27 protein-coding genes are annotated in these 25,242 nt (G+C 50.8%); 20 read left to right on the top strand and 7 right to left on the bottom strand.

Annotation, left to right across the window (positions count from 1 at the left end):
• Positions 1 to 412: 412 nt before the first annotated feature.
• The 6 genes from CVU71_14045 to CVU71_14020 are packed head-to-tail and all read right to left on the bottom strand — an operon-like array spanning position 413 to position 5,527.
• Complete coding sequence (locus CVU71_14045) at positions 413 to 2,119, bottom strand: hypothetical protein (protein ID PKN18596.1); 1,707 nt, start codon at positions 2,117 to 2,119, stop codon at positions 413 to 415.
• Positions 2,116 to 2,778 carry a hypothetical protein gene (locus CVU71_14040; protein PKN18595.1) on the bottom strand — a complete coding sequence of 221 codons (663 nt, stop codon included), beginning with the start codon at positions 2,776 to 2,778 and terminating at the stop codon, positions 2,116 to 2,118. Before CVU71_14040 ends, CVU71_14045 begins: the two co-directional genes overlap by 4 nt.
• Entirely contained in the window at positions 2,775 to 3,611 is an 837-nt protein-coding gene (locus CVU71_14035; protein ID PKN18594.1) for a hypothetical protein, read from the bottom strand. The genes CVU71_14040 and CVU71_14035 overlap by 4 nt, the downstream gene beginning before the upstream one ends.
• Positions 3,485 to 4,186, bottom strand: a complete 702-nt coding sequence (locus tag CVU71_14030) for a glycosyl transferase (protein ID PKN18593.1) — start codon at positions 4,184 to 4,186, stop codon at positions 3,485 to 3,487. The genes CVU71_14035 and CVU71_14030 overlap by 127 nt, the downstream gene beginning before the upstream one ends.
• Before the next feature lie 4 nt (positions 4,187 to 4,190).
• Positions 4,191 to 5,174, bottom strand: coding sequence for a radical SAM protein (locus CVU71_14025; GenBank protein PKN18736.1), 984 nt, complete (start codon positions 5,172 to 5,174; stop codon positions 4,191 to 4,193).
• Positions 5,175 to 5,197: 23 nt separating this feature from the next.
• Positions 5,198 to 5,527, bottom strand: a complete 330-nt coding sequence (locus tag CVU71_14020) for a 4-carboxymuconolactone decarboxylase (protein ID PKN18592.1) — start codon at positions 5,525 to 5,527, stop codon at positions 5,198 to 5,200.
• 401 nt (positions 5,528 to 5,928) lie between these two features.
• Here CVU71_14020 and CVU71_14015 point away from each other — a divergent pair, with 401 nt between their 5' ends.
• The 10 genes from CVU71_14015 (at position 5,929) to CVU71_13970 (ending at position 13,924) form a co-directional block, all read left to right on the top strand.
• Positions 5,929 to 7,095 carry a 2-hydroxyacyl-CoA dehydratase gene (locus CVU71_14015; protein PKN18591.1) on the top strand — a complete coding sequence of 389 codons (1,167 nt, stop codon included), beginning with the start codon at positions 5,929 to 5,931 and terminating at the stop codon, positions 7,093 to 7,095.
• A complete protein-coding gene (yedF, locus tag CVU71_14010) occupies positions 7,037 to 7,792 on the top strand; it encodes a sulfurtransferase-like selenium metabolism protein YedF (GenBank protein ID PKN18590.1) in 756 nt (251 codons plus the stop codon). Before CVU71_14015 ends, yedF begins: the two co-directional genes overlap by 59 nt.
• Positions 7,789 to 8,022: a hypothetical protein gene (locus tag CVU71_14005; GenBank protein PKN18589.1), complete on the top strand. Its 234-nt coding sequence runs from the start codon at positions 7,789 to 7,791 to the stop codon at positions 8,020 to 8,022. Before yedF ends, CVU71_14005 begins: the two co-directional genes overlap by 4 nt.
• 102 nt (positions 8,023 to 8,124) lie before the next feature.
• Positions 8,125 to 8,622 (top strand): sulfurtransferase, encoded by a 498-nt coding sequence (locus tag CVU71_14000; GenBank protein PKN18588.1) that lies wholly within the window; start codon positions 8,125 to 8,127, stop codon positions 8,620 to 8,622.
• Positions 8,623 to 8,748: 126 nt separating this feature from the next.
• Positions 8,749 to 9,219, top strand: a complete 471-nt coding sequence (locus CVU71_13995) for a hypothetical protein (GenBank protein ID PKN18587.1) — start codon at positions 8,749 to 8,751, stop codon at positions 9,217 to 9,219.
• A 401-nt stretch (positions 9,220 to 9,620) separates the two neighbouring features.
• Positions 9,621 to 10,073, top strand: coding sequence for a hydrogenase iron-sulfur subunit (locus CVU71_13990; protein ID PKN18735.1), 453 nt, complete (start codon positions 9,621 to 9,623; stop codon positions 10,071 to 10,073).
• 489 nt (positions 10,074 to 10,562) lie between these two features.
• Positions 10,563 to 11,315 carry a molybdate ABC transporter substrate-binding protein gene (gene modA / locus CVU71_13985; protein ID PKN18586.1) on the top strand — a complete coding sequence of 251 codons (753 nt, stop codon included), beginning with the start codon at positions 10,563 to 10,565 and terminating at the stop codon, positions 11,313 to 11,315.
• Positions 11,316 to 11,321: 6 nt separating this feature from the next.
• Positions 11,322 to 12,008, top strand: coding sequence for a molybdate ABC transporter permease subunit (locus CVU71_13980; protein PKN18585.1), 687 nt, complete (start codon positions 11,322 to 11,324; stop codon positions 12,006 to 12,008).
• A gap of 1 nt (position 12,009) precedes the next feature.
• The gene (gene modC, locus CVU71_13975) at positions 12,010 to 13,062 is read left to right on the top strand and encodes a molybdenum ABC transporter ATP-binding protein (protein ID PKN18584.1); all 1,053 of its coding nucleotides are present in this window, start codon (positions 12,010 to 12,012) and stop codon (positions 13,060 to 13,062) included.
• 406 nt (positions 13,063 to 13,468) lie between these two features.
• A complete protein-coding gene (locus tag CVU71_13970; GenBank protein PKN18583.1) occupies positions 13,469 to 13,924 on the top strand; it encodes a ferritin in 456 nt (151 codons plus the stop codon).
• Between the two features lie 212 nt (positions 13,925 to 14,136).
• Here CVU71_13970 and mobB read toward each other — a convergent pair whose 3' ends face one another.
• Complete coding sequence (gene mobB, locus CVU71_13965; GenBank protein PKN18582.1) at positions 14,137 to 14,631, bottom strand: molybdopterin-guanine dinucleotide biosynthesis protein B; 495 nt, start codon at positions 14,629 to 14,631, stop codon at positions 14,137 to 14,139.
• A 252-nt stretch (positions 14,632 to 14,883) separates the two neighbouring features.
• Here mobB and CVU71_13960 point away from each other — a divergent pair, with 252 nt between their 5' ends.
• From CVU71_13960 to CVU71_13915, 10 genes are all read left to right on the top strand, one after another.
• Positions 14,884 to 15,357: a phosphatidylglycerophosphatase A gene (locus CVU71_13960; protein ID PKN18581.1), complete on the top strand. Its 474-nt coding sequence runs from the start codon at positions 14,884 to 14,886 to the stop codon at positions 15,355 to 15,357.
• A 194-nt stretch (positions 15,358 to 15,551) separates the two neighbouring features.
• Positions 15,552 to 16,799, top strand: a complete 1,248-nt coding sequence (locus CVU71_13955; protein PKN18580.1) for a competence/damage-inducible protein A — start codon at positions 15,552 to 15,554, stop codon at positions 16,797 to 16,799.
• Entirely contained in the window at positions 16,800 to 17,384 is a 585-nt protein-coding gene (locus tag CVU71_13950; protein ID PKN18579.1) for an RNA 2',3'-cyclic phosphodiesterase, read from the top strand.
• A 71-nt stretch (positions 17,385 to 17,455) separates the two neighbouring features.
• On the top strand, positions 17,456 to 18,472 hold the full coding sequence (gene recA, locus CVU71_13945; GenBank protein ID PKN18578.1) for a recombinase RecA: 1,017 nt from the start codon (positions 17,456 to 17,458) through the stop codon (positions 18,470 to 18,472).
• On the top strand, positions 18,459 to 18,959 hold the full coding sequence (locus CVU71_13940; protein PKN18577.1) for a hypothetical protein: 501 nt from the start codon (positions 18,459 to 18,461) through the stop codon (positions 18,957 to 18,959). The genes recA and CVU71_13940 overlap by 14 nt, the downstream gene beginning before the upstream one ends.
• Entirely contained in the window at positions 18,952 to 21,594 is a 2,643-nt protein-coding gene (locus tag CVU71_13935; GenBank protein ID PKN18576.1) for an alanine--tRNA ligase, read from the top strand. Before CVU71_13940 ends, CVU71_13935 begins: the two co-directional genes overlap by 8 nt.
• Positions 21,595 to 22,017: 423 nt before the next feature.
• Complete coding sequence (locus CVU71_13930; protein ID PKN18575.1) at positions 22,018 to 22,365, top strand: hypothetical protein; 348 nt, start codon at positions 22,018 to 22,020, stop codon at positions 22,363 to 22,365.
• A 115-nt stretch (positions 22,366 to 22,480) separates the two neighbouring features.
• Entirely contained in the window at positions 22,481 to 23,386 is a 906-nt protein-coding gene (locus tag CVU71_13925; protein ID PKN18574.1) for a hypothetical protein, read from the top strand.
• Entirely contained in the window at positions 23,383 to 23,976 is a 594-nt protein-coding gene (locus CVU71_13920; GenBank protein ID PKN18573.1) for an NAD(P)H dehydrogenase, read from the top strand. The genes CVU71_13925 and CVU71_13920 overlap by 4 nt, the downstream gene beginning before the upstream one ends.
• Before the next feature lie 153 nt (positions 23,977 to 24,129).
• Positions 24,130 to 25,113, top strand: coding sequence for a hypothetical protein (locus tag CVU71_13915; GenBank protein ID PKN18572.1), 984 nt, complete (start codon positions 24,130 to 24,132; stop codon positions 25,111 to 25,113).
• Positions 25,114 to 25,242: the final 129 nt, after the last annotated feature.

Below are 25,242 nucleotides of genomic sequence, written 5' to 3'. Positions count from 1 at the left end.
AAATTCAGGTGCCGCGCTTGATTTTTTCTGAGGCGGACATATGTTAGTGATGAGAGATGAAAGGGAACAGGTCATGATTGAAATCAAGATAACGGAAACAGCGAAAATTGAACTTTTCAAAGTGCTTGAACGTTTTAATGCCCGATCCGTCCGGTTGGTTCAACAGGGCTTTGGCTGAATCGGACCCAGGCTGGCAATGGTTCTGGATGAACCAAAAGATGAAGATGAAATTGTGCACCTGGAAGGCATCAAGTTTGCTTATGACAAAGAGGAAAAAGATTTGTTTCATCAGACTTTGATCGACTATAAAGACTCCTGGTACGGTGAGGGATTTACGGTCTGCTCCCCGTTGTCCGAACCATGCTGAAATAAATTTCCCCGGCTCAGCCTTTCATCAAGACGCAAACCCGACTCAATTCCCGCCGGGAGTTTGATCCTTGCTTTCCCCGATTTTTCTGAAAAACGGCCGGATCAGGACAGGAATCAGAAAAGCACAGACGGCAACGGCAATGCCGATCACTAGCCCCCGGACATTCCCCCTGAGGATCAACTCTCCCAGAGAGCTGCCGAACGCCACAAAAGCGATGCAGGCCGGAAGCATGAAAACGAAAGTGCTCCACAGGTAATGACGAAAAGGAATGGGCGTCAGACCGAAAAGATAATTCAAGAGGTTGAAGGGAAAGACGGGAATCAGACGGGTAAAGGCAACGGCCTTCCAGCCGTGCTCGGTCACTTTATCCTGAAGCCAGTTCCATCGTTCTTCCGCAACCCGGGATTTAACGGTGTCCTGGAGCAAATAGCGGGACAGGAAAAAAGGCAGACAGGAACCGATCGTCGCCCCGGAAATGGCGAATATCACGCCCCAGACCGGCCCCCAGAAGAACCCTGCCGCCAGAGTGAGGGGGATAGCGGGCAGAAACAACGAAGGCGCAACGGCATAGATGCATAAAAAAATAAGGGGAGCCGCCACCGGATAACGCCCGAGGAGAGCCGTCAAAGCTGCCGCTGAAAAGACATTCTGCTGCGTCAGATACACGCCGCCTGAAATCAGCAGAACCATCAGGATAGCCATTAAGAATTTTAACGTTTTAAGTCTGGCCGTCATCGACAGCAGAAAACGATTGGCCCATTGGACCGGGCTGGAAAGAACCTTTCCGCGCGGGACCTTTCGGCTCAGGCCCTCCAGAAGGTGGACCGCTTTTGCCCCCCGCGTAAGAAAGCGGTTCCGGCAACCGGCGCAATAGGTAACCAGCGTCGCACCTTTTGCCTCCCTGACGATCTGATCCAGAAAGCAGTCGGCAAGTATAGGCCATGTGGCGCTAAGCCCGCCGCCTGCGCCGCAGCACCGGGCTTCGGACGGCCCGGAAGAAGCGGATTTTTTATCTTCCGGCGGCGGCTGCAGATGACTGAATATCTCTTGCGCATTAATCCTGATGTCTTCCCGGCGCGCGGACGCACAGGGATGATGAAGATAAGCCGCTCCTGCCCATTTTTTTTCAAAAAGCTCCGTCGGCAGCAGCTCCATAATAAAAATAACCTCGATGTCCTTCAAATGGCGCGTCAGGAGCTTGTGGCAATTCAGACAACCGGTGATCACCTGCCTGACGCCGTGATCGTGAAGACGCTGGTTGATGTTCTGCAAAGCGGCATAGGCTGTTTGCAGATCGCCCAGTCCGTAAACCGGATCGTAACAGCAATCCAGCGCCAGACCGACCTTCCGGTGCAACCGGCCGCCGAGGATTGCGCAAAGCTCCCGGACCAGTCCCGGTTCGCTTCCGGCCAGCGTGCAACCCGGCCAGAAAACCGTCTCCGCGCTTCCATAAAAAGAAAAGGGAAACCCATGGCCGGCTTTCGCAAACGCCCTGGCGCCTTCCAACGCCGTCCCGACCGGCAGCGGCATCTGCCGCTCACGAACAAGCCTTTCTTTTGCCGCAAAAAAAGCATCAGACGGCGACAGGTGCAGGGGGCATACCGTCTCACACCGCCCGCAGGAGGTGCAGTAAAAAGACACCTCCGGACATCCGGCCAGAATTTCTTCCGGTGTTCCGAATTCCGACAGGAACGGGCATACTTTCCTGCAGATGCCGCAAGCCGCGCATTTTTCTTTAAAATCATTCACCGGTTGATGATTCCCTTTGCTTCTAAAAATTTCATGACCTTTGATGCTCCTGCCGCGTCGCTGTTTCTTGCATAAAATTGCCGCAGATCATCGGGCTCATCGATATCCCACCACTCTTCAACTTGCGCCGTTACAAGTCCGGCTTCGGCAATACGCCGGAGCGTTTCCGATAAGACACCGGACGTACTCCAGGGAATGCCGGAAAACATCGGGCGGCACAGGCTGGCCCGGTTGCAGCCAACCAGATAATAGCCGCCGTCCCGGCTTGGCCCGAGCACAACGTCAACCACCTCAAGTTTATTAAGGGCATCATTCACCAGCCGGGCAGGCAGATCGGGGATGTCACTTCCCACCAGCACGCATCTTTCAAAGCCCAGCGCAAAGACATCCTCCAGAGCAAAATACATTCGACAACCGATGCCACTCCCCCGCTGCTGCATCAAACGCACTCCCGGAAAGTCAGGAAACATAATGCCTGCGGGTCCCGCATACACAATAATCGTTTCGGCGTTCACCTGATGAGTCATGGCCGCGATATCCGAAAGAAAGCACGCATAGAGTTCGTACGCCACATCATCGCCAAGCGTTCGGGCCAGACGCGTTTTTACCGCGCCCCGTTCGGGATATTTCAGAAACAGGATAAAAGCGTTTCCGTTCATTGAGGCGACACCTCGATATAATCCACATATCCGGTTGCCTTCTCTCCGGTGTTATCCGCATCGCTCATAATCGCGATAGTTGCCTCCCGGGGAGGATCGGCTCCGAAGGCCTTGCGGTAATCTTCCAGAGCGTTCACCTGTTCATCGACCCATTGTCCTGCGCGATCCGGGCCTTTCTGCAGGAGAATCATCTGCGCCTTGGCCGTATAAGGGTTCGGTAAAATGCGGTCGGGATATTTCTTATTGGCCCAGATGTAGTTGAGGCTGCTGTGCGGCGGATAGTCGCCGTAAAAAAGCTTCAGGGTTTTATACTGCGCCTTTTCCCACGCACCTGCCTTTTCCGGATCATATTTAAACACCACGTAGATGCGCAAGGGGTAGTCGTCGCCGGACTTCTTCTTTTCATCGCCTGCCTGGTAGACATTGGAAATCTTCCATCTCCATTGGATGATCGGCGTTTTATAAATATTAAAACTCCCGGCATGGATGATGCCCGACGCGGAGCGGTCCGCCACCGCGACAAGAAAACTTTTCGAGTCGTCCTTCTGAATACGATAGGTGCTGTGGCGTGGTATTTTAGGAAAGGTCAGCGGCTTCCAGTTAGTAAGCGAATTGAACTCCTCGCGAAACCCCTGCTCCATCATCTGCGCTGAAAGAGGTGCGGCACTTAACATCGAAACCGCCGCCAGAATAATCAGAAATTTGTTCATCTTAATTCCCGTTGCTCTTGGTAATAATATTTCACCAGCCGCTCTGCCGGTACGCCCAGAAGATAGAGTGTCTGAATCACCCAGTTCCTGGCAATGGTATAGGCCACGCCGTCTTTTTCCCATTTTCGCGAAGAGGTCATCACGGTCTGAGGCAGGATGATGATGCGCCCTCCCCGCCGTTTCACGCGCTTCATCAGTTCCACGTCTTCCATTAAAGGAATCTCCGGATAGCCGCCCATCTCCTCAAAATAATTCCGCAGCATGAAAATCGCCTGGTCGCCGTAGGGCACACGCGTCAGACGGTGCTTCCAGGAAGCGCAGCGGCCGATGATCTGAAATATCCGGCGGCCGTTCCGGATGCCCAGATCAAAAGCGCCGCCGATAAAACGTCCATCGGAAAGCGCCGCCATGATTTTAAAAAATACATTTTGCGGCAGGTGCGTATCGGCATGCAGAAAAAGAAGAATATCTCCGGCTGCCCGGGCGGCGCCCGCATTCATCTGTTTTGCCCGGCCTGCGGGTGCGATCAGAGTGATAACGCGGGAATCCGCAATCTGCCTGATGGTGCCGCCCGATGGGTCGCCGTCTGCGACAATCACTTCGTATGGAATCCCGGCGGCAGCGACTTTCAGTGAATTCAGCGCTTCATTGATTTGTGCGCCTTCATGGAGAGCCGGAATGATGATCGATATTTTCATGCGGCTATATCCCTGTCGTCGTCCCCTGGCAGGATGATCCACTGCCCGCGACACATCCATAACAATGATTATTGATGACGATCTCGCGGTTTTTGAGCTTTTCAAGATCAAAAGTCATGATATTTTTCGGCGCACCGTGATTGACGGTAAGCCCCAGCATCTGGTTGAAGTCGCAGTCATAGAGCGATCCGTCCCATCCCACGGAAAGGGTGGTCCGGCACATCACGTTATCAACCGCAGCCGGGTTGAATGAGCGGCACAGTGTGGAGAGATAATCGTCAAGATTGTCGGATTCAATCAGGTAATCCAGATAGCGCCCGACCGGAAGATTCGTGAGGCAGAAAAGCCGGTTAAAATGGACGCCATGCTCAGCCAGAAGCCGCGCATGATATTCGCGCTCGAGAGCCGCCTGTGATCCCGGAAGATAGGCGCCCACCGGGTTGTGGACGATGTCGATAAACATGCCGCTTCCCGCCACGCCGTAGCCCCGCAAATTAAGTTCATGAAGCGATTCAATAACCCTGCTGAAAACACCGGCGCCGCGCTGGCGGTCGGATTTGACCTCCATATAATCCGGAAGCGATGTCACAATCTCGACTTTGTTTTGCGTAAAAACATCCATGAAATGGCGATACGGCGCATCCAGAAGCAGGGTCAGGTTGGAGCGGACAATCAAACGCCGGTTCAGCCCTGCCGCCTCATGAATAAACCATTCGAGATGCGGGTTCATTTCGGGCGAGCCGCCGGTTATGTCAATCGTTGCGATCGGCAATGAGGAGAGAACCTCCAGGCATTTTGCAAGAATTGGCCGGGACATGATCTCGGAACGCGCAGGCCCCGCATTAACGTGACAGTGCCGGCAGGAGAGATTGCAAATACTGCCCAGGTTGATCTGCAAAATATCAATGCCCTTGGCCGTAAGCGGGAATTTGTTGATGGCGCGGATCCTGCGGGCAAACGAAGGACTGTCGCCAATCCGGCCAAGCATATGAAGCTGTTCGCAAGCGTCCACTACATTTCCTTCTTTTTGATGATTTTTCGCATCTGCGTGGTATGCGCCAGTGTGACGCCCGCCATCATGGCCGCACCCACATGCGCGGCTTCCATCATCTCCTCGCTGGAAATGCCCAGCGACATGCACTTCGTGGTAAAGGCATCGATGCAATACGGACAGTTCTGCGTCATCGCCACGGTCAGTGCAATGAGTGATTTCTCCCGCTCCGTGAGCAGGCCCGCCCCGGTGGCCGCGCCGTAATATTCAAAAAATTTATTTCCCTGGTCAGCCGCCCATTCGGTAATATCCGGAAAGTCGGCCAGATCTTTCGGCTCATAGTAATTCATACCCGCCTCCTCAAAAGATTATTGATCCCTGAACACATAACATACAAATATTATGATCGTCATATAACATCAGACAGATAAAATGGGCACCCTGCTTTTTCCGGATTCAGTCCTGATCATCGTTGCGGGTAATATCATGATATGCCTCCCCCGAAGAAAGAAAAAGCGGTAATTATTTGTTGGTTTATCAATAATTCTCATGTTTTCCCGAGCTTGCGCCTTCAACCTCCCTGCTCATCGTCATGCGGGAGTATGCACTCTATTAGGGAAGGCACATCTCTGCAAATGAATAATAGTTATAAACCGCCAATATTTATAACTATTATCTATTGGATATAGGCTGCGGAATAATATATCCCTAGTCCCGGCAAATAAAGCAATACGAGAAGGAGTAATCATTAATGAAAGCAGGCGTTGAACCATTAGTAAATGACGGCTTTGCCGGTGAAGCTACAAAACGGACATTGGCCTATCTGCAAAAACAGCGGGAACAGGGAAAGAACATTGTCGGCACCTACTGCAGTTATGCTCCCCTGGAACTCATTCGGGCCGCAGGCGCCGCGCCGGCGATGTTGTGCGCCTTTGCCAATAAAACCATCGAAGCGGCGGAAACGGTTCTTCCGGCCAATCTCTGTCCGCTCATTAAATCCAGTTACGGCTTCATCAAAACAGATACCTGTCCTTTCTTTGCCATCTCGGAAGCGGTCATTGCCGAGACCACCTGCGACGGCAAGAAAAAAATGTTTGAGTTAATCTCGCAGATTAAACCGATGCATGTCATGGATCTGCCGCAGCTTCCCGACCAGGAGGAAGCCCTGAACAGCTGGACGGCCATGGTCAAAAAACTCAAAGGCTTTCTGGAGACAACCTTTGACCGTAAAATTGACGACAAAGACGTGGAGAAAGAAATTCAGGCAACCAATGAAAAAAATCGCCTGATGAATAAAATATTTGATTTTGCCGCACTCACCCCGACGCCGGTCAGCTGGCTGGAGTTTTATGATCTGACTTACCTGGGACAGGCCTCAAACACGCAGGACATGCTGCCACTGCTCAAGGATTGCGTCGCCAGACTCGAAAAGCGCGTAGCCGATGGTATTTATCACGGGGAAAAGAATTCTCCCCGCGTTCTGGTCACCGGCTGCCCGGTAGGCGGCGACGCCACGAAAGTTTTTAAGATCATCGAAGACGCCGGAGGCGTGATTGTGGTTCTGGATTCCTGCACCGGCATGAAGCCTTATGCCAGTCTGATTGCTGAAAACACGCCGGACCCATACGCGGCGCTGGCGCGCCGGTATCTGGACCTCCCCTGCTCCTGTATGACGCCCAACACCCGCCGTCTGACGGAGCTGGATAGAATGATCGAGCGCTTCAGGCCGGATGTGGTCGTCGATGTGGTGCTTCATGCCTGCCATTCCTACAATATTGAATCACACAAGATTAAAGAACATGTTACGGGAAAGTATAAAATGCCGTTTTTGAAAATCGAAACGGATTACTCGCAAAGCGATGCAGGGCAGATTCGCACCCGCGTGGAAGCCCTGCTGGAAATGGTGCATAAATCGTAAACGACGGACGTCGGCTATCGGGCACGGAAACCCTGAGATGCACCGCACGAGATACGAGCAACGAGATACGAGGGATACTAAAATGAGTGATATTAAAATCGTCAACGCCACAGGGCTTGCCTGCCCGCAGCCGGTGGTTCTGGCCAAACAGGCAATTGAAACAAACGACAAGGTTAAAGTGATTGTCGATAACGACACGGCGCTGGAAAATGTCCAGCGTCTGGGAACAAAGCTGGGCTGCGACGTGAAAGTTGAAAAGAATAGTGACGGCAATTACGAAATCGATCTGGCGCGCAAAGCAGGCGCGCCTTTACCGGCCCAGGATGTTTCCGTATCGTGCAACGCTTCCGCCGACGCTTCCGGACCTTTCGTCATCGTCTGCGCCGAGGACAAAATGGGACGGGGCAACGATGAGCTCGGCGCCGTTTTGATCAGGGCTTTCCTGCACACAATCTGCCTGCAGAAGGATAAACCTGATGTCATGATCTTCTACAACACCGGCGTAAAACTTACCATCCAGGAATCAGAAGTTCTGGATGATTTGAAAGAACTGGCGGCAGCCGGCGTGGAAATGCTGGTTTGCGGTACATGCCTGAACTATTTTGAACTTAAAGACAAAATGGGCGTTGGCGTGGTCTCCAATATGTATGACATTGCCGGAACCATGAGCAAGGCCTCGCGATTACTGACGCCATGAATACGCATACATCATATCATGTAATGCTCTTCAAGTCGGTGAGCTACGCCTTAAAGGCGGAAAAGATTCTCAAGGCTGAAAAGATCCCGCACAAGCTGATTCCCGTCCCCAAGCAGATCAGTTCGGACTGCGGGATCTGTCTGCGCTTCGAACCGGCTTTTCAGGACAAAATCAAAGCCGCTCTGACCGACAAAGTGGAAATGGTAGAGATCAGAGCGCTGGAAAAGTAGCCAAATCATGAACCGAAATGCCTGTCAGTTATTTCACACCTGAAGACGATGGTCATATCGGTTTAAAATTGTCAAATCAACTGTTAGAAGGAGGAATAAAAAATGAAAAAGTGTTTTACAGTCGTCGCGTTGCTGTCTGTTTTTGCTCTGGCGGCCTGCGCAGGGCACGGCACTTCGGTTAAAGGTAATGAAATCCCCATTGAAAATGCAGCTGTTAAACTTGTATCGGATGTGAAGGCTGGTGGTTACAAGCTGGTAACGACTTCTGAATTGAAAAAAAGTCTCGACGCCGGTAAAAAAGTTACCATTATCAGCACACTTCCCGCTGAAGAAGATAAAGCTTTTGGCATAATTCCCGGCGCACTAAGTGCCCCCCTGCCCAAGACGGAAAAGGAACTTACCCCGGCTGACAAGATCAACCTGCTGAAAGTTGCCGGCTCCGACAAGGAGAAAGAAATTGTGGTTTACTGCGGTTTTGTCGCCTGCAGAAGAAGCAGTATCGGGGCAAAAATTCTTGTTGATGAAGGTTACAAAAACGTTTCCAAATACCCCGGTGGAATCACGGCTTGGATTGAAGCAGGCTATCCAATTGTAAAGTAAATTATTTTATTAAATATGATAGGGGGTCTTAAACGGCCCCTATCGTATTTTTCGCCGGCAAAAGGACGAGGCGGCAGAGAGAAAAAGTCTTCAACGGAAGCTTGGTTAATGTTTTGAGGTAAACTTATGTGGATAATGCACAGATTACACATTTTTTTTGTGATCACTTTTTGTGTCGCGGCCTTGTGTTTAACCGGCTGTGTAATGAAAAAGCCGGGAAGCGAAGACGTCAACAGACAGATCAGAGTATTTAATATTGCCCTCTTTGCGCCAGCCGACCAAAGCGCGATTAACGGCGTTTCGCCCCGCAGAGAACCATGCATCAGCGGATATGAATTCTACTATGACGATCTTGACGTTGTGGTCAGCTTTCGCCATAACAACCGGGTTTTCCGCATCACCACCCGCAATAAAAAAACCAGCATGTTCGGCATTGCCCCTGGGGATTCCTTTCTTCAGGCGAAGGAGAAAATCACGCAGCTGGGATTTACGCAGTCCTATACGCCGCATAAATTTGTCAGAGACTGGTGCTTATTTACATTGCTGGTCGATGAAAAAAATAATGTATTCGGCATGACGGTCGAAATATTGGACTAATGGATTCCTTCCGGTCAGCCGGCCATCGCCGGCTTTCGGACTTTATAAGTCAAATTGAAAATAAAAATTTTCTGTTATGTCTGTTGATAAGCCATTGTGTCCGGCCCATTGAATGTCCTGCAACACTTTTGTAAAGAGTGCGTCAGACACACCTCATTAACTGTCCTTACAAATTTATCTGCAAACGATCTCCGATATTTATTCCCGATATTTCCGGCAAACGTGTCGCCGGATGAAATGTTTTTCCCCAAGGTGAAACCGGTCGGATTGTCATGCAGCACAGACAATAGATACAGGGAATAATGCATCGGACTATATTCCCTTTAGTAATTTGACATATTATTTATAGTCATATATAGGCACCGCAGCAGGAGGTTGATTATCCAATGGAAGGAAACTATATGACTGAAAATACAGCAAACAAAGAATGGGAACCGAAGATCGCCGCGATCGTCTGCAACTGGTGCACATACGCGGGAGCGGATCTGGCCGGCATCAGCAGGATTCAGTATCCGCCGAATGTCCGGATCATTCGCGTTCCCTGCACGGGAAGAATCAATCCTTTTTATATCGTCAAGGCTCTTCAGGAAGGGGCTGACGGCGTTCTGGTTTCCGGTTGTCATCCGGGTGAATGCCACTATCTATCCGGAAATTTAGTGGCACGCCGCAAGTTTGCCGCGTTAAAGAGTTTCCTGACATACATCGGTGTGGAAGGCAACCGGACCATCTTCACCTGGGTTTCCGCCTCTGAAGGCGACCGTTTTGCCCAGGTTATCAGGGGCGTCACGGCAAAAGTCAAGGCGCTGGGACCTGCAAGCAAACTGGTCAAAAAAGTTCAGGAACAACGCGGATAGCATCCGCAAACCCCAAGGGCTTCTACACAAGCTCTTTTTGGCGCACCCGGGCAGATCAGCCCGGATTGCGGCATCGGCCTGCGCTTTGAGCCATCATGGCAAACCGTAATTCAAACGGCGCCGGCGGACAAAGGCAAATTCGAAGAAGTCCGTCCGCTAACGCATTAATATCCAACCTCTCTGGTGACCGGGTTAGTCGGCTGGAGCCGGCCTTTGGACTTCAAATCCAATGGGTGAACGATAAAGAAGTTCACTGTTCAGTTCGATTCTGAACCCGGCCTGTCATCAATATTACGCCACACCTTCTATGTTTTGTTTGACATACGCAAACAATTCTCTTATGATCCCCGTCGTGAAAAATATATCGATTGATCGCCCCCCTCGCAGCAAGCCGTCGAGGCATGAAATGAACGCTTTTATATCGCAGTAAGCCGGGGCGAATGAACGCTCGTCCCGCTTGAGCGGTTTTAAAGGAAGGACACCCGGACCGTGAAAAAAACCGTCAGAGAAATCTTTTATATTCTGGCCATACTGGGATTGTTCACCGCTTCAGCCCACGCTGCCGACATCAGTCTATCCATTGCGGCAAGCCTTCGGGAGGCTGTCACGGAACTTTCGGCGAGCTTTTCAAAGAATAATCCCGACATAAAGTTTATTTATAATTTTGCCGGATCAGGAGCGCTTGCCAAGCAGATCGCAAACGGCGCTCCGGCGGATCTTTTTTTCTCCGCCAATTCGGAATGGATGGATTTTCTGAAAACAAAAAAGCTGCTGGATGAAAATCACACGGATATTCTCGCGTTCAACTCTCTTGTTTTTGTCGGAAGGCCTGATTGGAAAGTAAAGACCATCCGGGATCTGCCCGCACTGGAAAAAATCGCCATCGGAAGCCCGAAGAGTGTTCCGGCGGGACAGTACGCCATGGAGGCGCTCACCAGGGCCGGTGTTGACAAAAAGCTCGAAAACAAACTGGTCATGGCCAGAGACGTCCGGGAATGTTTGATGTATGCTGAAAGAGGCGAGGTTTCCGGCGCGTTTGTCTATAAAACGGATGCCCTGCAAATGGCCAGGAAAGTAAAAATTCTTTTTGATGTTCCGCAGGAGCTTTATTCGCGGGTGACCTATCCCGTCTCGCTCACGGTGTCCGGAAGCAAAAAGAAAGCAGCGGCGGCATTTTACAACTATCTCCAGACTACTGAAGCGAAAGGAATCCTCACAAAATACGGATTTGTGACAAAGTAATTTCATATGCCTGCTTTCAGTCATTCGGATTATCTCGCCATCCTGCTGTCCCTGAAGGTTGCCACGGTGGCAACCTTCCTGTCCCTGCCGTTCGGCTTTATCGTGGCCTATCTCATGACCTACAAAAAATTCCGGGGACGGGTTGCCCTGGATGTACTTGTCAATCTGCCGCTGACGCTGCCACCGGTCGTCATCGGCTATTTACTGCTGCTGCTTCTGGGGAAAAACGGGTGGATCGGCCTGTGGGTCTTGCAGCCGCTGGGAATTAATATCATTTTCACATGGAAGGCGGCGGTCATCGCCACGGCGGTGGTCGGCTTCCCGCTGATGGTCCGATCGATCCGGACGGGCATGGAAACCATTGACGGACGGCTCATCGAGGCGTCCCGCACCCTGGGCGCGGCACCGCTGGACACCATTATCACGGTGATTCTGCCGCTTTCCTATCGCGGGCTGATCGCTGGATCTCTGCTCATGTTTGCGCGGGGACTGGGTGAATTCGGCGCCACAATCATCGTGGCCGGCAACATCCCCGGCGTGACACAAACCATTCCGCTCGCCATTTATGAATATGTCAGTTCTCCCCGCGGGGATGCGATAGCTATAGCCCTGTGCATCGTTTCGGTCACCATTTCGGTCGCTGTGCTTGTTTTCCACGAGTGGCTGGGCAGACGCATGGTTAAGGTGGACTGACATGGAATTGCGCATCAATGCCCAAAAAAAACTGAATCCGTTTTTTCTGGATGTGGATTTTACCATTGAAGGCGACCGGATCGGGATTTTCGGCCCCTCAGGATGCGGCAAGTCCACCCTGGTGAGCCTTATTGCCGGGTTGACCGATCCGGACCGGGGGCGCATTCTCATCAATGGACAGCCCGTTTTTGATCGTGAATCAAAAGTGAATATTCATGCCCAGCACCGGCGGATCGGCATGGTCTTTCAACGACCTCATCTCTTCCCGCACCTGAGCGTCAGGGCCAACCTCCTTTACGGCTACAAGCGTTGTGCGGAGGATCAGCGCAAAATCACCCTGGAGCATCTGGTCGATGTTCTGCAGATCGGCGATCTTCTTCACCGGGGAGTCAACAACCTGTCCGGCGGCGAGCAGCAGCGGGTGGCGATCGGCCGGGCCGTGCTTTCCAATCCGCGCATGCTGATCATGGACGAGCCTCTTTCCGCTCTGGATGACAGCCTCAAGTTCCAGATCATTCCTTTTCTCAAGAAATCCTGCGAAGCATTTGCCATCCCTTATCTGTTCATTTCCCACTCCCTGACGGAAATGAGGATCATGACCGAGCGGGTACTGAGCATGACCGACGGGTGCGTTACCGGACAAATGACGGCGGGGGAACTGGCCCGAAGCGCAATGGGAAAAAGTCCGTTTCCCTATACAAATCTTCTGCAGCTCAAGGGGCCGCGCCGTATTGACGGAATGGTTGCCTACCGTTTCGGAGACGGCGAACTGTTTATTTCCGGCGGCGGCCGGGATGAAGCCCTCTATGAGCTTTCCTCCACGGACATTATCCTTTTCAAGCGCCACCCCGCAGCGATCAGCGCCCGCAACCTTTTGAAATGCCGCGTCGGCGAAATATTCGAAGCAGGCGGAAGAATGGGCATCGGGCTTTTGTGCGGCAATGAAAAGCTTGTCGCGGTGGTTGTGAAGGAGTCTGTTGACGATCTGGAAATCCGGGAAGGCGTGGAAGTCTACGCCGCCGTCAAAGCAACGGCTTTCAGGGAACTGGGCTGAGCCATCATCATTACGTATCCGACGATAAAATAAACACGTCAGAGCATATCCGGCACAATACTATTGGCATCATGTCAACGTGCAAACATCTCCGGTCATTACTCATGGGTATAGTCCGGATAAAAAGGTATAGGACAAATAATATTAAGCTATTGCCGGTAAGGTGAGGCTTTGAGACTTTTGATCATATGGTTGTCGTTTCACCCCGGGCTGCGGCATCGATCTCGGTCTTTGTTATCATAAATCCGCTCGAAGTCGTTTGACATCAAGAACCCGCTTTGTTATACGTAAGAAAGTAATGGTCTGTTGTGATGCCGAATTCATTCGGATACAGATGATCAGTAAAAGGTAAGTTTTCCCAGAACCCGTAATTTAAAACAGGCATCTTGCCAAGGAGATCAAAATTATGAATAAAAATGAATACAAGAAGATCATTTCCCTTGCCATAGAGCGGGAAGTGGAAGCTTACACGTTTTACCATGCAGTGGCAGACAAGGCTCAGGATAAAGCTATTAAATCTATCTTCAACTCTCTTGCTGAAGAAGAGCAGATGCATAAAATTACGTTAAAAGAATTTTTAAATGAAGCTCCGGATACCATGCATTTTTCAGAATCAGCCGATTACAAAATCGTGGATGCGCTTCCCACGCCACCGCTCACGGCCGATCTTAAACCTGTCGAAGGCCTTGTTATTGCGATTAAAAACGAGCTGGAAGCGATGCAGATGTATACGCAACTGGCCAATGCCAGCACCGACCAGGCGCAGAAAAATACTTTTCTGGAACTTGCCTCCATGGAACGCGGACACAAGAACAAGCTTGAGGATATCTATACCAACATGGCTTTCCCCGAGGTCTGGTAGGAAACAACGGGGTGCATCGGGGAAGGGCCGGCCATTTGAAGACGTCGAGCGCCTTTGCGGTCCGGGTAACCGGGTTTTCATGAAATTTTATACAGAGTGCTGCGCCAAACGTTAACAGCCCGGGCAACTGTTTCTATTGCGGGTGAATGATTCGCGCTGAAAAGCAATGAACCGCTGTGACAAATCGGCATGATGCAGCCGCTGCCGGTACGCTATTTTAAAAAATTGATTTCGATAAAATCCGCAACCGCTTTGGGATTATTGAGATCAAGACAGGGAACATCCACGTCCAGCTTTACATCCGAGGCCACAGCCATCAGATTATCTTCTTTGGCGCTGATCAGTTCGCGCTTGAGTTCGGAACGGAAAACTTCGATCTTCGGATAGTCATTCACCTTGAACCCTTCGGTGAGAATGATATCCGCATCGTGAATAAATGTGTCCCGGATTTCCTCAAAGGTATGATCATGATCCACGTCCGAAACAAGCGCCAGTTGATGCGGCGATGAAACGACAGTCAGATGCGCTCCGGCCTTTTTATGCCGGTAACTGTCCTTGCCTTCATGATCAATATTAAAACCATGCTTGTTGTGCTTGATCGTGGCCACGCGATAGCCCCGGCCGACCAGATCGGAAATTATTTTTTCCAGCAGAGTCGTCTTTCCGGAATTGGACTTACCGACAATGGATACGATAGGTATAGTCATTTTTCCCTTAAATTCCTTTATTTGGCAGTTACATACCATATTATAGTGACCGTGCCAATTTTTTAACTGATCATCCGTTAAGATTGCTTGACATCACTGAAAACTGTATGATATAGAACGAGCGTTCTATTCGTAAAACGACTCATTTTGTCCGGGATGGCGTACGTTAAGTTGAAATAATTTGACACGCCATAAAAAAGAAGTTAGGTTTCAAAAACCTAACTCATTGATAATAAATGACATTATAAAAGGATCAGCGTGGCGGTCGCAAGAAAAGATCAAATTATTAAAATACTGGCAACGGGCTTCGGTTCGGGCTTGTCACCTGTCGCGCCGGGAACGGCAGGCACGCTGATCGGCATTTTGATTTGTCTTTGCTCTTACCCTCTGTCCGACCCTTTTCGCTTGCTCTTTGTCGTGGCCATATCGGCTGCCTCTATTTATGTAGCCGGGCAGGCGGAAACTCTTTTCGGAAAAAAAGACGATCAGCGGATCGTGATTGATGAAATCGCCGGCTTGCAGGTCACCATGCTGCCCGTGGCCATTACCGGATTGCATCTTTGTGCGGCGTTTGTGCTTTTCCGGATTTTTGATATCTGGAAGCCTTTTCCGGTAAATCGCCTTCATAAGTTACCCGGTGGCTGGGGCGTGGTGGCCGATGATCTCGGCGCGGGTGTTTGCGGCGGAGCAATATTGTTATTGTTAACCTATTTATTTAAATTTTAATATCAATGGAGCAGCTTTGTAAAATGAGCCGCGGCAAGGCGCAAAAACCATGAGGAGTGAAGCGCACTTTCTCAAGGGTAACCTCGAGCGCCCTTCAGGGTATCAGGTTATACGCCGCAACAACGAGGGGAGCAGCCTAACGCTGCATATGGACACGCATGCCCTTTAGGGTTTTTGCAGAGTGAAGGGGTATTATGAAAATCGGGATTCTAACCATCGGCAACGAATTAATGAACGGGCGCACCGCCGACACAAACTCGTCCTTCATCGCGCGGGAAATCAGCCTGCAGGGCTGGCAGGTGGAAACGATGATGTCGGTCGGCGACGATTTTGAAATTATCAAAACCCGCTTGCATTATCTTTTAACTTTTACGGACGCGGTGATCTGCACCGGAGGCCTGGGGCCGACAGCCGATGATATCACGACGGCCGCGGTCGCCAAAGCGTTTGGCCTCCCGCTGCACACGGATGAAAAAGTTCTGGCCAGGCTGAAAGAAATATTTGTTCAGTATAACCTGTGCTGGACGGAAAACAACGCCAAACAGGCCCTGTTTCCCGCGGGCGCGGAAGTCATTCCCAATCCCGTCGGCACCGCCGCGGGATTCGCGCTCCCGGTGAAGGACAAACTGGTTTTTGTCATTCCCGGCGTTCCGTCTGAAACGCACCGGATGCTGCCCGAAGGCGTTATTCCCTTATTGCGGAGGCATTTCCCGCAGCCGGTCGGGCACATCGTCAAGCAGACCATTAAAACATTCGGCCTTTCCGAGGCGGCGGTGGATGAAAAACTGGCCGATTTTAATTTTGAAGCTCTCGGCATCAGCGTCGGTTTCTATCCCGTCTTCCCTGAAAATCATCTGGTGCTGATTGCGCGTGCCGACTCCGAAGAACAAGCAAACAAAAATTTGCAGGAGGCCATTAATGGCGTAACGACGCGCCTCTCCGATTGTATTTTTTCTTACAGCGAACAGACACTCGAAGAAATTATCGCCGCGGCACTCACCCGGAAGAAGCTGACCATTGCCGTGGCCGAATCCTGCACGGGAGGAATCATCGCCAATCGCCTCACCGATGTTTCCGGAAGTTCCGTTTACTTTGACCGTGGCCTCATCACTTACAGCAATGAAGCCAAAATCAGCCTGCTTGGTGTTCCCGCCTACATCATTGAAAAGCATGGCGCCGTGAGCGAAGAAACGGCGCGCCTGATGGCCGAAGGCGTCCGCAAGCTTGCGGGAACCGATCTGGGCCTGGCCGCAACCGGCATTGCGGGACCCACCGGCGGAAGCAAGGAAAAGCCGGTCGGCACGGTTTATCTGGCGCTGGCTGACGCAAACGATACCGTTTGCCGTCATTACCGGTTCCGCTGGGACCGCAAAAGAAACAAACTGGTTTCTTCCGAGACGGCCCTCATGATGCTGAAAAACTATTTACAGGAGAAAAAATAGTTGATGCCCGCTGAAAAAAACATTCGAGCTTTTCTGGCCATTGAACCACCGGAAGATATTTTGCAGGCGATGGTTCGGCTGCAGGAAAAATTAAAGCGGGAGATCAGCGGCAAGCTGAGCTGGACAAGGCCGCAGGGACAGCATCTCACGTTAAAGTTTTTCGGCGATATTTCAACGGAAGATGTAAAAAATATCTCTGCCGCCGTGCAAAACAGGGTGGCGCCAAAATTGTCCTTGCATCTGAAAATTGAAAAGCCGGGCGTATTCCCGGATGCCCGAAAGCCCAGGGTTCTCTGGTGCGGCGCGTCGGGCGATGTGGAAAAGCTCTCCGCCCTCCGGAAGCAACTGGATGGTGATTTTGCGGCTATCGGGTTTCCCGAGGAAGACCGGCCTTTCCGGGCGCATCTGACGCTGGCCCGCATTAAAGATCCACACGGGCTGACGGGGCTAGGCGAGGCTTTAACCAAACACAGCGCTTTTGCCGCCGGAGAATTTACCTGCAATGAATTGATTCTGTTTCAAAGCAAACTGACTCCGCAGGGAGCAATTTATACCAGGCTGGCAGCATTTCCGCCAGCCGGATAATACAGGTAGGGAACAGTCGCGACTGTTCCCTACCACTAATAAAATTACAAGGTGAAGGAGGTCATCTTATTATGTGTGCAGATATGGACAGATCAAAAGCAGTGGATTTGGCGATCACGCAGATTGAAAGACAGTTCGGCAAGGGTTCGATTATGAAGCTGGGCAGCTCGGAGCGGGTGGCCGATGTTCCGGCCATATCCACCGGGTCGCTGAGCCTTGATATAGCACTGGGAACGTTCGGCGTTCCGCGCGGCCGCGTCATCGAAATTTACGGACCGGAATCCGGCGGTAAAACCACGCTGGCATTGCACGTTGTTGCGGAAGCCCAGAAAAAGGGTGGTATTGCCGCTTATATCGACGCGGAACATGCGCTGGATGTCACTTATGCCAAAAATATCGGTGTGAATACCGACGAACTCCTGATTTCGCAGCCGGACACAGGTGAACAGGCCCTGGAAATCGCCGAGACACTGGTGAGGAGCGGCGCCCTTGATGTTCTGGTGGTTGACTCCGTGGCAGCGCTGGTTCCCAAGGCCGAGCTGGAAGGCGAAATGGGCGACGCCCAGATGGGACTTCAGGCCAGGTTGATGTCGCAGGCCCTGCGCAAGCTTACCGGCAGCATCAGCAAATCCAAGACAACCGTCATTTTCATCAATCAGCTGCGCATGAAAATCGGCGTTTTCTTCGGTAATCCCGAAACCACCACCGGCGGCAACGCGCTGAAGTTTTATTCGTCGCAGCGCCTGGATATCCGCAAGATGACCTCCATCAAAAATGGCCAGGATGTCATCGGCTTCCGGACCAAAGTGAAGGTCGTGAAAAACAAAATGGCTCCTCCTTTCCGGGAAGCGGAATTCGACATCATCTTCGGCGAAGGCATCTCGCGCGAAGGCGATGTGCTCGATCTGGCGGCATCAAACGGTATCATTGAAAAAAGCGGCGCCTGGTATTCCTACAAGGGCGACCGGCTGGGACAGGGACGCGATAATTCAAGGGTTTTCCTGAAAGAAAATCCCGATGTTATGACGGCTATCGAAAACGATGTCCGTAACAAACTGGGCATTGTAGCCAGGGATCAGGAAGAATAGCGTGAAAGCACTGGATCTGACGGCTGCCAAGCAAAAAGCATATCGCCTTTTGTCGCTTCGGCCGCATTCGGAAAAAGAATTGGAAAAGAAGCTGCGGGAAAAAGGTTTTCCCGCAGTTGTCGTTAAAGAAGCACTGGAAAAACTCCACGATTTGAAGTATCTGAATGACGCTTCTTTTGCGGGTGGGTGGGCGCGCAATCTGGCAGTCAATAAACTCTGGGGCAACCGGAAAATCATCGCCAGTCTGCAGGAAAAAGGTGTGGCGGGCCGGTTGATTGATGACGCTGTCGCGCATGCGCGGTATGAACTCGCGGAAGAAGACGCCATTGCAATTTTGATAAAAAAGAGAGCGGCCAGAAAAAAGACGGCTGCTTTTGACATTAAAGAAAAACAGAGAATATTTCAAAGCCTGATGGGGCGGGGTTTTCCGCCGGGTTTGATCTTAAATAAATTGGGAAAGGCAGCGGAGGAAGAAACAGATGGTTAAAACGGGCGATGCGATACGGGAGAGTTTTATAAAATTTTTTGAGAGCAAAGGGCATACACGGGTTGCGAGTTCATCGCTCATTCCTAAAGACGATCCCACACTGCTTTTCACCAATGCGGGCATGGTGCAGTTTAAAAACGCGTTTTTGGGGCTGGAAAACCGCGGCTATACGCGGGCCGTCACCTGCCAGAAATGCGCGCGCGCCGGCGGCAAACATAACGATCTGGAAAATGTCGGCGTCACCGCACGCCATCACACTTTTTTTGAAATGCTGGGTAATTTTTCCTTCGGTGATTATTTCAAAGAGGAAGCCATCGCCTGGGCATGGGAATATCTGATTGATGTTGTGAAACTGCCCAAAGAAAAGCTCTGGGTGACCATTTTTGAAAATGACGACGAGGCTTTCCGGATCTGGCATGAAAAAATGAAAGTGCCCAAAGACCGCATCGTCCGCATGGGTGAAAAAAGCAATTTCTGGATGATGGGCGAAACCGGCCCCTGCGGCCCCTGCTCGGAAATTCTCTATGATCAGGGCGAAGGCACGGGCTGCGGCCGACCCGAATGCGATGTATACTGCGACTGCGACCGCCATCTGGAAATCTGGAACAATGTTTTCACGCAATTTGATCGCGATGAAACAGGCAAGCTGACGCCGCTGGCCAAGCCCAGTATTGATACCGGCATGGGCCTGGAGCGCCTCACCGCCGTCATTCAGGGCGTTAAAAGCAATTATGATACCGATCTGTTTACGCCGATCATCCGCTTTGTGGAAAAAACTTCCGGCAAAACCTACGGCAAGAACGCGGACAACGATGTCTCCATCCGGGTCATTGCCGATCACAGCCGGGCCGTAACATTTTTAATCGGCGACGGCATTATGCCCGCAAACGATGGACGCGGCTATGTGCTGAGAAGAATCCTGCGCCGCGCCGCCCGTCACGGCAAAATGCTGGGCATCAACAAACCGTTTTTGAATGAAAGCGCCCAGGTCGTCATCGATATGATGAAGGACACTTATCCCGATCTGGTGGAAAAAGCTTCCTTCATTACCAAAGTCATTCTCAATGAAGAGCAGCGTTTTATGGAAACGCTCGACGCGGGCCTGCGCATTTTACAGGAAGAAACAGCAGCTTTGAAAAATGCGGGGAAGAACGTTCTGCCCGGCGCGCTGATCTTCAAACTCTACGACACCTTCGGTTTCCCAACGGATTTAACGGCGGATATCGTCAAACACGACGGCCTGACGCTGGATAACGAAGGCTTTGAAGCCGAGATGGAACAACAGCGGGAACGCGCGCGCGGCGCCTGGAAGGGCAGCGGCGAAGAAGCCGTGGCTGAATGCTACCTCAAAGCATCGAGTTCCGGCATCGTCACCGAGTTCTGCGGCTATGATACGGCAAGCAAAGACGCAGCCCGCGTGACGGCTATTTTTGTGGACGGCAAACCTGCGGATTTGGCGCGCGAAGGCCAGCAGGCGGAAATCGTTCTGGATGCAACGCCGTTTTACGGTGAGTCCGGCGGACAGGCGGGTGACACAGGATATCTGGAAGGCCAGAATTTTAATTTTACCGTTCTGGACACGAAAAAACCCATCGACAAATTTTTCGTGCATAAAGGCATTGTCCGCGCAGGCGAAATAAAAATCGGTTCACCAGCAAAGCTGGTGATCGATCAGGCAAGACGAAAAGCCATTGCCGCCAATCATTCCGGCACACACATTTTACAGGCCGCGCTCAAAGCGGTTCTGGGGGATCACATCAAACAATCCGGGTCGCAGGTTACTCCCGAACGCCTGCGTTTTGACTTTACCCATTTCTCCAAAATCAGCGATGAGGAAATGCAGCGGGTGGAAGACATTGCCAATGACATCATTCGCCGCAATCTGGACGTCCAGACGGAAGTCTGCGCGCTGGAAGACGCCCTAAAAACGGGCGCAACGGCCGTCTTTGATGAAAAATACGGCGCGACGGTCCGCATCGTGAAAATGGGCGAGATGAGCATGGAGCTTTGCGGCGGCACGCACGTACAGCGTACCGGCGATATCGGTTTGCTGAAAGTGCTTCACGAATCAGCCATTGCGGCAGGTGTGCGCCGGATCGAAGCCGTCACCGGGAAGGAAGCGCTCGCGCATTTGCAGAATGCCGAATCAGAATTAAAACGCACGGCGGGATTGTTCAAAGCAGGCTCCCTGGAAGTTTATGACCGCACTGAAAAATTACTCAAGCACGTCAGGGATCTGGAAAAAGAAATCGAAGCCCTGAAAGGAAACATCGCCGCCAAGGATTCCGGCGATTTGATGAGTCAGGCAAAGGAAATTAACGGCGTGAAAGTGCTCGCGGCCGAAGTGAACATTGCCGATGCCAAGACCCTGCGCGACTTCGGCGACAAGCTGCGCGATAAAATGGCGTCCGGCATCATTCTTCTGGGCAGCAGGGCCGATGATAAGGCATTGCTCCTGTGCATGGTCACCAAAGACCTGGCTTCGAAATTCCATGCCGGCAACATCATCAAGGAACTCGCCCCGCTCGTCGGCGGCAAAGGCGGTGGCCGCCCCGACATGGCCCAGGCCGGCGGCACCCAGCCGGAGAATTTGAGCAAAGTATTCCCGGAACTGGAAAAGCTGCTGACGAAGTAGAACAAAAGGAGATATTCCTTTTGTTATTCCCGACTCGATGTGTGCCCTTTAGGTATAGGGAGCCAATGTTTTCCGCCGTCTTCCATTTCGGCTGTCGAATTTGTTGGCATGTTCTGCGGCCATGCGTATTTTATGACAACCGACGCAGCGCATATACTTCAGGAAGTGTGTATTCAGGGTTTTTACAATAAAGTATTTCTTCCGGCAACAAACAAAAATCATATTTCATCAACCATACGAGATTTCAATCGTTCATCAACGTGATCCCTCAGTCTGCCATTTTCAACAAAGAATAGTATAGTAAACCCGGTTAATCAGGCGGTTACATGATCATGCTGGAATTCAGCCGAAGTTGATGATAAAGTTAATTATATCTTTAACAGGTACATCTTTCGGTACACAAAATATGTCAGGAGGCGTTCGATGACAAGAAAAGGCTTGGTTATGTTAATAGCTATCGTATTTGCAGGAATTGCTCTTTTTATGGTGATTGGACTGCACGTCAGTGTTACTCAAAAAGACGGAACGGCTCCAGCCATCGTGACTTTTTCTCTACCCAAAGATGCCGAAGCTGTAAACTGGTGCTCTAAATCTTTTAATTCAGTCATGATAGAGTGTCAGAACCAGTGTGCGAATGCTTATTCCGAGTGTTGTTATGGTCACAGTCAGGATGTACAAAACATGTATGCCAGCGGATGTCGCATCGGATGCATGAAATATAGAAACCTTTACAAATCATACTGTGAAGATAAAACGGCAATCGGTCCATAACACTGCCCTGATTGGCCGCGTACTATCCCAAGCAAGAGCATCATTCGGTGATGCTTTTGGATGGGAGACGAAAGAAGTCCATCGCGAGCATTCTTTCTGATCATAATGATCAGTTATGGTGGACACCCGGATTATAGTTGAAATTTATATGATCATCAGTTGCAGCAGACGGACGGATATTCCCGCTTTTTACGGCGACTGGTTTTTTAACCGGCTGCGCGAAGGATATGTTCTGGTGCGCAATCCGATGAACCCCCGGCAGATCCGGAATGTATCGCTTGCCCCTCCGGATGTTGACTGCATTGTCTTCTGGACAAAAGACCCGGCACCAATGCTGGATCAGCTGCAATTTCTCAAAAAATACAGCTACTATTTTCAGTTTACGCTGACACCCTACGGAAAAGATATTGAACCGCATCTGCCGCCGAAGGGTGAAATCACTGATACGTTTATCAGACTATCCGATAGAATAGGGAAGAAACGAATCATCTGGCGCTATGATCCGATTTTATGGTCGGCAAGCATAAACATTGACTATCACATTGAATGTTTTCATGATCTGGCAAGACAACTGTCGGGACATACTGAAAAGTGCATGATCAGTTTCCTTGATATGTATCGTCACATTCAGGGCAGAATGGCGGATCATTCAGTGCGACCGCCCGATGAATCCGAAATGCGCACGTTGGCAGAACAGTTAATGCGGATTGCAGGAAGCTACAACATAAGCATGGCGACATGCGCAGAGAAAATCAATCTTGCGGATCTGAATATCGAACATGGCAGATGCATCGATGATCGGCTGGTTGCAGAATTGACCGGAACAAATTTGAACATAACCAAAGATAAATACCAGCGGGACCTTTGCGGGTGTGTTGCCAGTGTGGATATCGGCGAATATAATACATGCCGGCATGGCTGCCGCTACTGCTATGCCAATGTCAGTCAAAAGAAGATTGAAAAAAACCAGTCGCTGCATTACACTCATTCACCCTTGTTGATTGGAGACCATTCATCGTGAAGATCTCAGTAATTCTCGCGCATCCCGATCCCGCCAGTTTCAATCACGCCATTGCACAAACGGCAGTTGAGACGTTACAGACAAACGGCCATGCTGTTTTCTTTCACGATCTCTGTCAGGAAAACTTCGATCCGCTGCTGGGCCAGGAAGAAATAGTAAAAGATTCCTCTTTACCCGAAATTATCCGTGAGCACTGTCAGGAAATTGCCATGGCGGACGGCATTATCATTGTGCACCCCAACTGGTGGGGACAGCCTCCGGCCATTCTCAAGGGCTGGGTGGATCGCGTGATCCGTCCCGGTGTTGCTTATGAGTTTCTGGAAGGTGACTCGGGAGAAGGAATCCCCCACGGTTTGCTTAAGGCCAAAGCGGCACTGGTTTTCAACACATCCAATACGGAATCGGCAAGAGAGAAAAACGTTTTCGGCGATCCGCTGGAGACGATCTGGAAAAACTGTATTTTCGGCCTTTGCGGCGTTGCCGGCTTTCACCGCCGGATGTTCAATGTCATGGCGACCAGCTCGGAAGCCCGGCGCAAAATCTGGTTGAATGATGTCAAAAAGGATATTGAGAAACTTTTTCCCAAGTAACCCCCGCTAAACCTATCAACTCCTTTGCAGCCTGATAAACATTCCCTGGAAGTATTTGCGTGCACCGGGACGATATGTTAGAATTAATGACGTGCAGGAGATAACCTGCAAGCATCATCAAAGGCGCAATATAGCAATAATGGGGGTTGGAAGATGAACAGTAACTTTCCCGGAAAACTTTTCAAACAGACGGCAATCCTTTTGTTGTTTTTCTCTTGTTTTTTAACGGCGGTACCGGCGGCCTTTGCCCAACCGGTCATGCTCGATTCCGGCATGGATCCCAACCAAACCGTCTGGGCATTTGACCGGAATACCTACGGGGCTGATCAAAAGGTGACATTCTGGATTCGCATACAAAAACAGAGCATCTATGATTATTACTTTAAAGCACAAATTTTCCGTCCGGACGGCTCGGAGGTCTGGAATGTGACTTACGGATTCGACACGGAAGGGTATGCCGCTGAGAAGCTGACCTTCCCGATTTTCTTCTACAATTATAGTCCCAACAAATTATCCCCGTCCTTCGGCATATGGAAAGTCAGAACGGCGGTTGTGGACAGGAATTCCAAAAAAGAAGTTTCCGTCAATGAGCATGCCATTGCTTTCACAGATGGAAAGCAACAGCCATCGTCACCGCAAGTCAGCGCGCCGGGGAAAAGCGGCAATCCCTTCCCCGTTCCTTCTTTTCAATACAAGCAGTGGCGTCTGCAAAACTGGGGCATCGGTGTCTTTGAAGAAATTCCCACAGGCCCGAATACCTATGACAAGGAGATTAAAGCGCTTGATGTCCGCGACACTTTTTCCGTCAAAGAAGCCCAGGATGCCTGGAGCATGAAGCGCAAGTTCGGCGCAATCCTCACGGGCCCCCCCGTTAATACTTACGTCAACAGCAATAACATGCCCCTTTATGTTTTCGGCTATATTCTGAAGCATCCCGGCGGGGAAAGCGACGGACAGAAACCGCAATACCGAACCAGTTCATATTGCAACAATCCGGGAACCGTTCTCTTTCCCTTTGATGTCAGAAAACCGGGACGTTACCGCATGGAATTCCTGCTGCGGGAGCGCGACAAACCTTCATGGGAAGAATCATCCTGGGTGCCGATTGGAGGCCTTGATTTTACTCTGACGAAATAGGCTGATGGGATAATCCGGCCTCCGGAGCAACCTATAAAAACACCTCCGGCGAAAGCGGAAGACATCGAGGTGTTTGATGATTAAGGTATGATCACCCCGAAAGGATCATTCCCCAATCCACGGCAAGAG

This window comes from Deltaproteobacteria bacterium HGW-Deltaproteobacteria-6 (genome assembly GCA_002840435.1).
Lineage (GTDB): Bacteria > Desulfobacterota > Syntrophia > Syntrophales > Smithellaceae > UBA8904.
Note: the sequence above shows the minus strand (reverse complement) of the source record. Positions and strands in the feature narration are given on the sequence as shown.

Coding starts and splice junctions, on each gene's coding strand:
- CVU71_14040 (PKN18595.1), bottom strand. CDS start 2,778: ATGAACGGAAACGCTTTTATCCTGTTTCTGAAATATCCCGAACGGGGC.
- CVU71_14035 (PKN18594.1), bottom strand. CDS start 3,611: ATGGGAAAAAGACGGCGTGGCCTATACCATTGCCAGGAACTGGGTGAT.
- CVU71_14030 (PKN18593.1), bottom strand. CDS start 4,186: ATGAAAATATCGATCATCATTCCGGCTCTCCATGAAGGCGCACAAATC.
- CVU71_14025 (PKN18736.1), bottom strand. CDS start 5,174: ATGCTTGGCCGGATTGGCGACAGTCCTTCGTTTGCCCGCAGGATCCGC.
- CVU71_14020 (PKN18592.1), bottom strand. CDS start 5,527: ATGAATTACTATGAGCCGAAAGATCTGGCCGACTTTCCGGATATTACC.
- CVU71_14015 (PKN18591.1), top strand. CDS start 5,929: ATGAAAGCAGGCGTTGAACCATTAGTAAATGACGGCTTTGCCGGTGAA.
- yedF (PKN18590.1), top strand. CDS start 7,037: ATGCAGGGCAGATTCGCACCCGCGTGGAAGCCCTGCTGGAAATGGTGC.
- CVU71_14005 (PKN18589.1), top strand. CDS start 7,789: ATGAATACGCATACATCATATCATGTAATGCTCTTCAAGTCGGTGAGC.
- CVU71_14000 (PKN18588.1), top strand. CDS start 8,125: ATGAAAAAGTGTTTTACAGTCGTCGCGTTGCTGTCTGTTTTTGCTCTG.
- CVU71_13995 (PKN18587.1), top strand. CDS start 8,749: ATGTGGATAATGCACAGATTACACATTTTTTTTGTGATCACTTTTTGT.
- CVU71_13990 (PKN18735.1), top strand. CDS start 9,621: ATGACTGAAAATACAGCAAACAAAGAATGGGAACCGAAGATCGCCGCG.
- CVU71_13980 (PKN18585.1), top strand. CDS start 11,322: ATGCCTGCTTTCAGTCATTCGGATTATCTCGCCATCCTGCTGTCCCTG.
- modC (PKN18584.1), top strand. CDS start 12,010: ATGGAATTGCGCATCAATGCCCAAAAAAAACTGAATCCGTTTTTTCTG.
- CVU71_13970 (PKN18583.1), top strand. CDS start 13,469: ATGAATAAAAATGAATACAAGAAGATCATTTCCCTTGCCATAGAGCGG.
- mobB (PKN18582.1), bottom strand. CDS start 14,631: ATGACTATACCTATCGTATCCATTGTCGGTAAGTCCAATTCCGGAAAG.
- CVU71_13955 (PKN18580.1), top strand. CDS start 15,552: ATGAAAATCGGGATTCTAACCATCGGCAACGAATTAATGAACGGGCGC.
- recA (PKN18578.1), top strand. CDS start 17,456: ATGTGTGCAGATATGGACAGATCAAAAGCAGTGGATTTGGCGATCACG.
- CVU71_13935 (PKN18576.1), top strand. CDS start 18,952: ATGGTTAAAACGGGCGATGCGATACGGGAGAGTTTTATAAAATTTTTT.
- CVU71_13930 (PKN18575.1), top strand. CDS start 22,018: ATGACAAGAAAAGGCTTGGTTATGTTAATAGCTATCGTATTTGCAGGA.
- CVU71_13925 (PKN18574.1), top strand. CDS start 22,481: ATGGTGGACACCCGGATTATAGTTGAAATTTATATGATCATCAGTTGC.
- CVU71_13915 (PKN18572.1), top strand. CDS start 24,130: ATGAACAGTAACTTTCCCGGAAAACTTTTCAAACAGACGGCAATCCTT.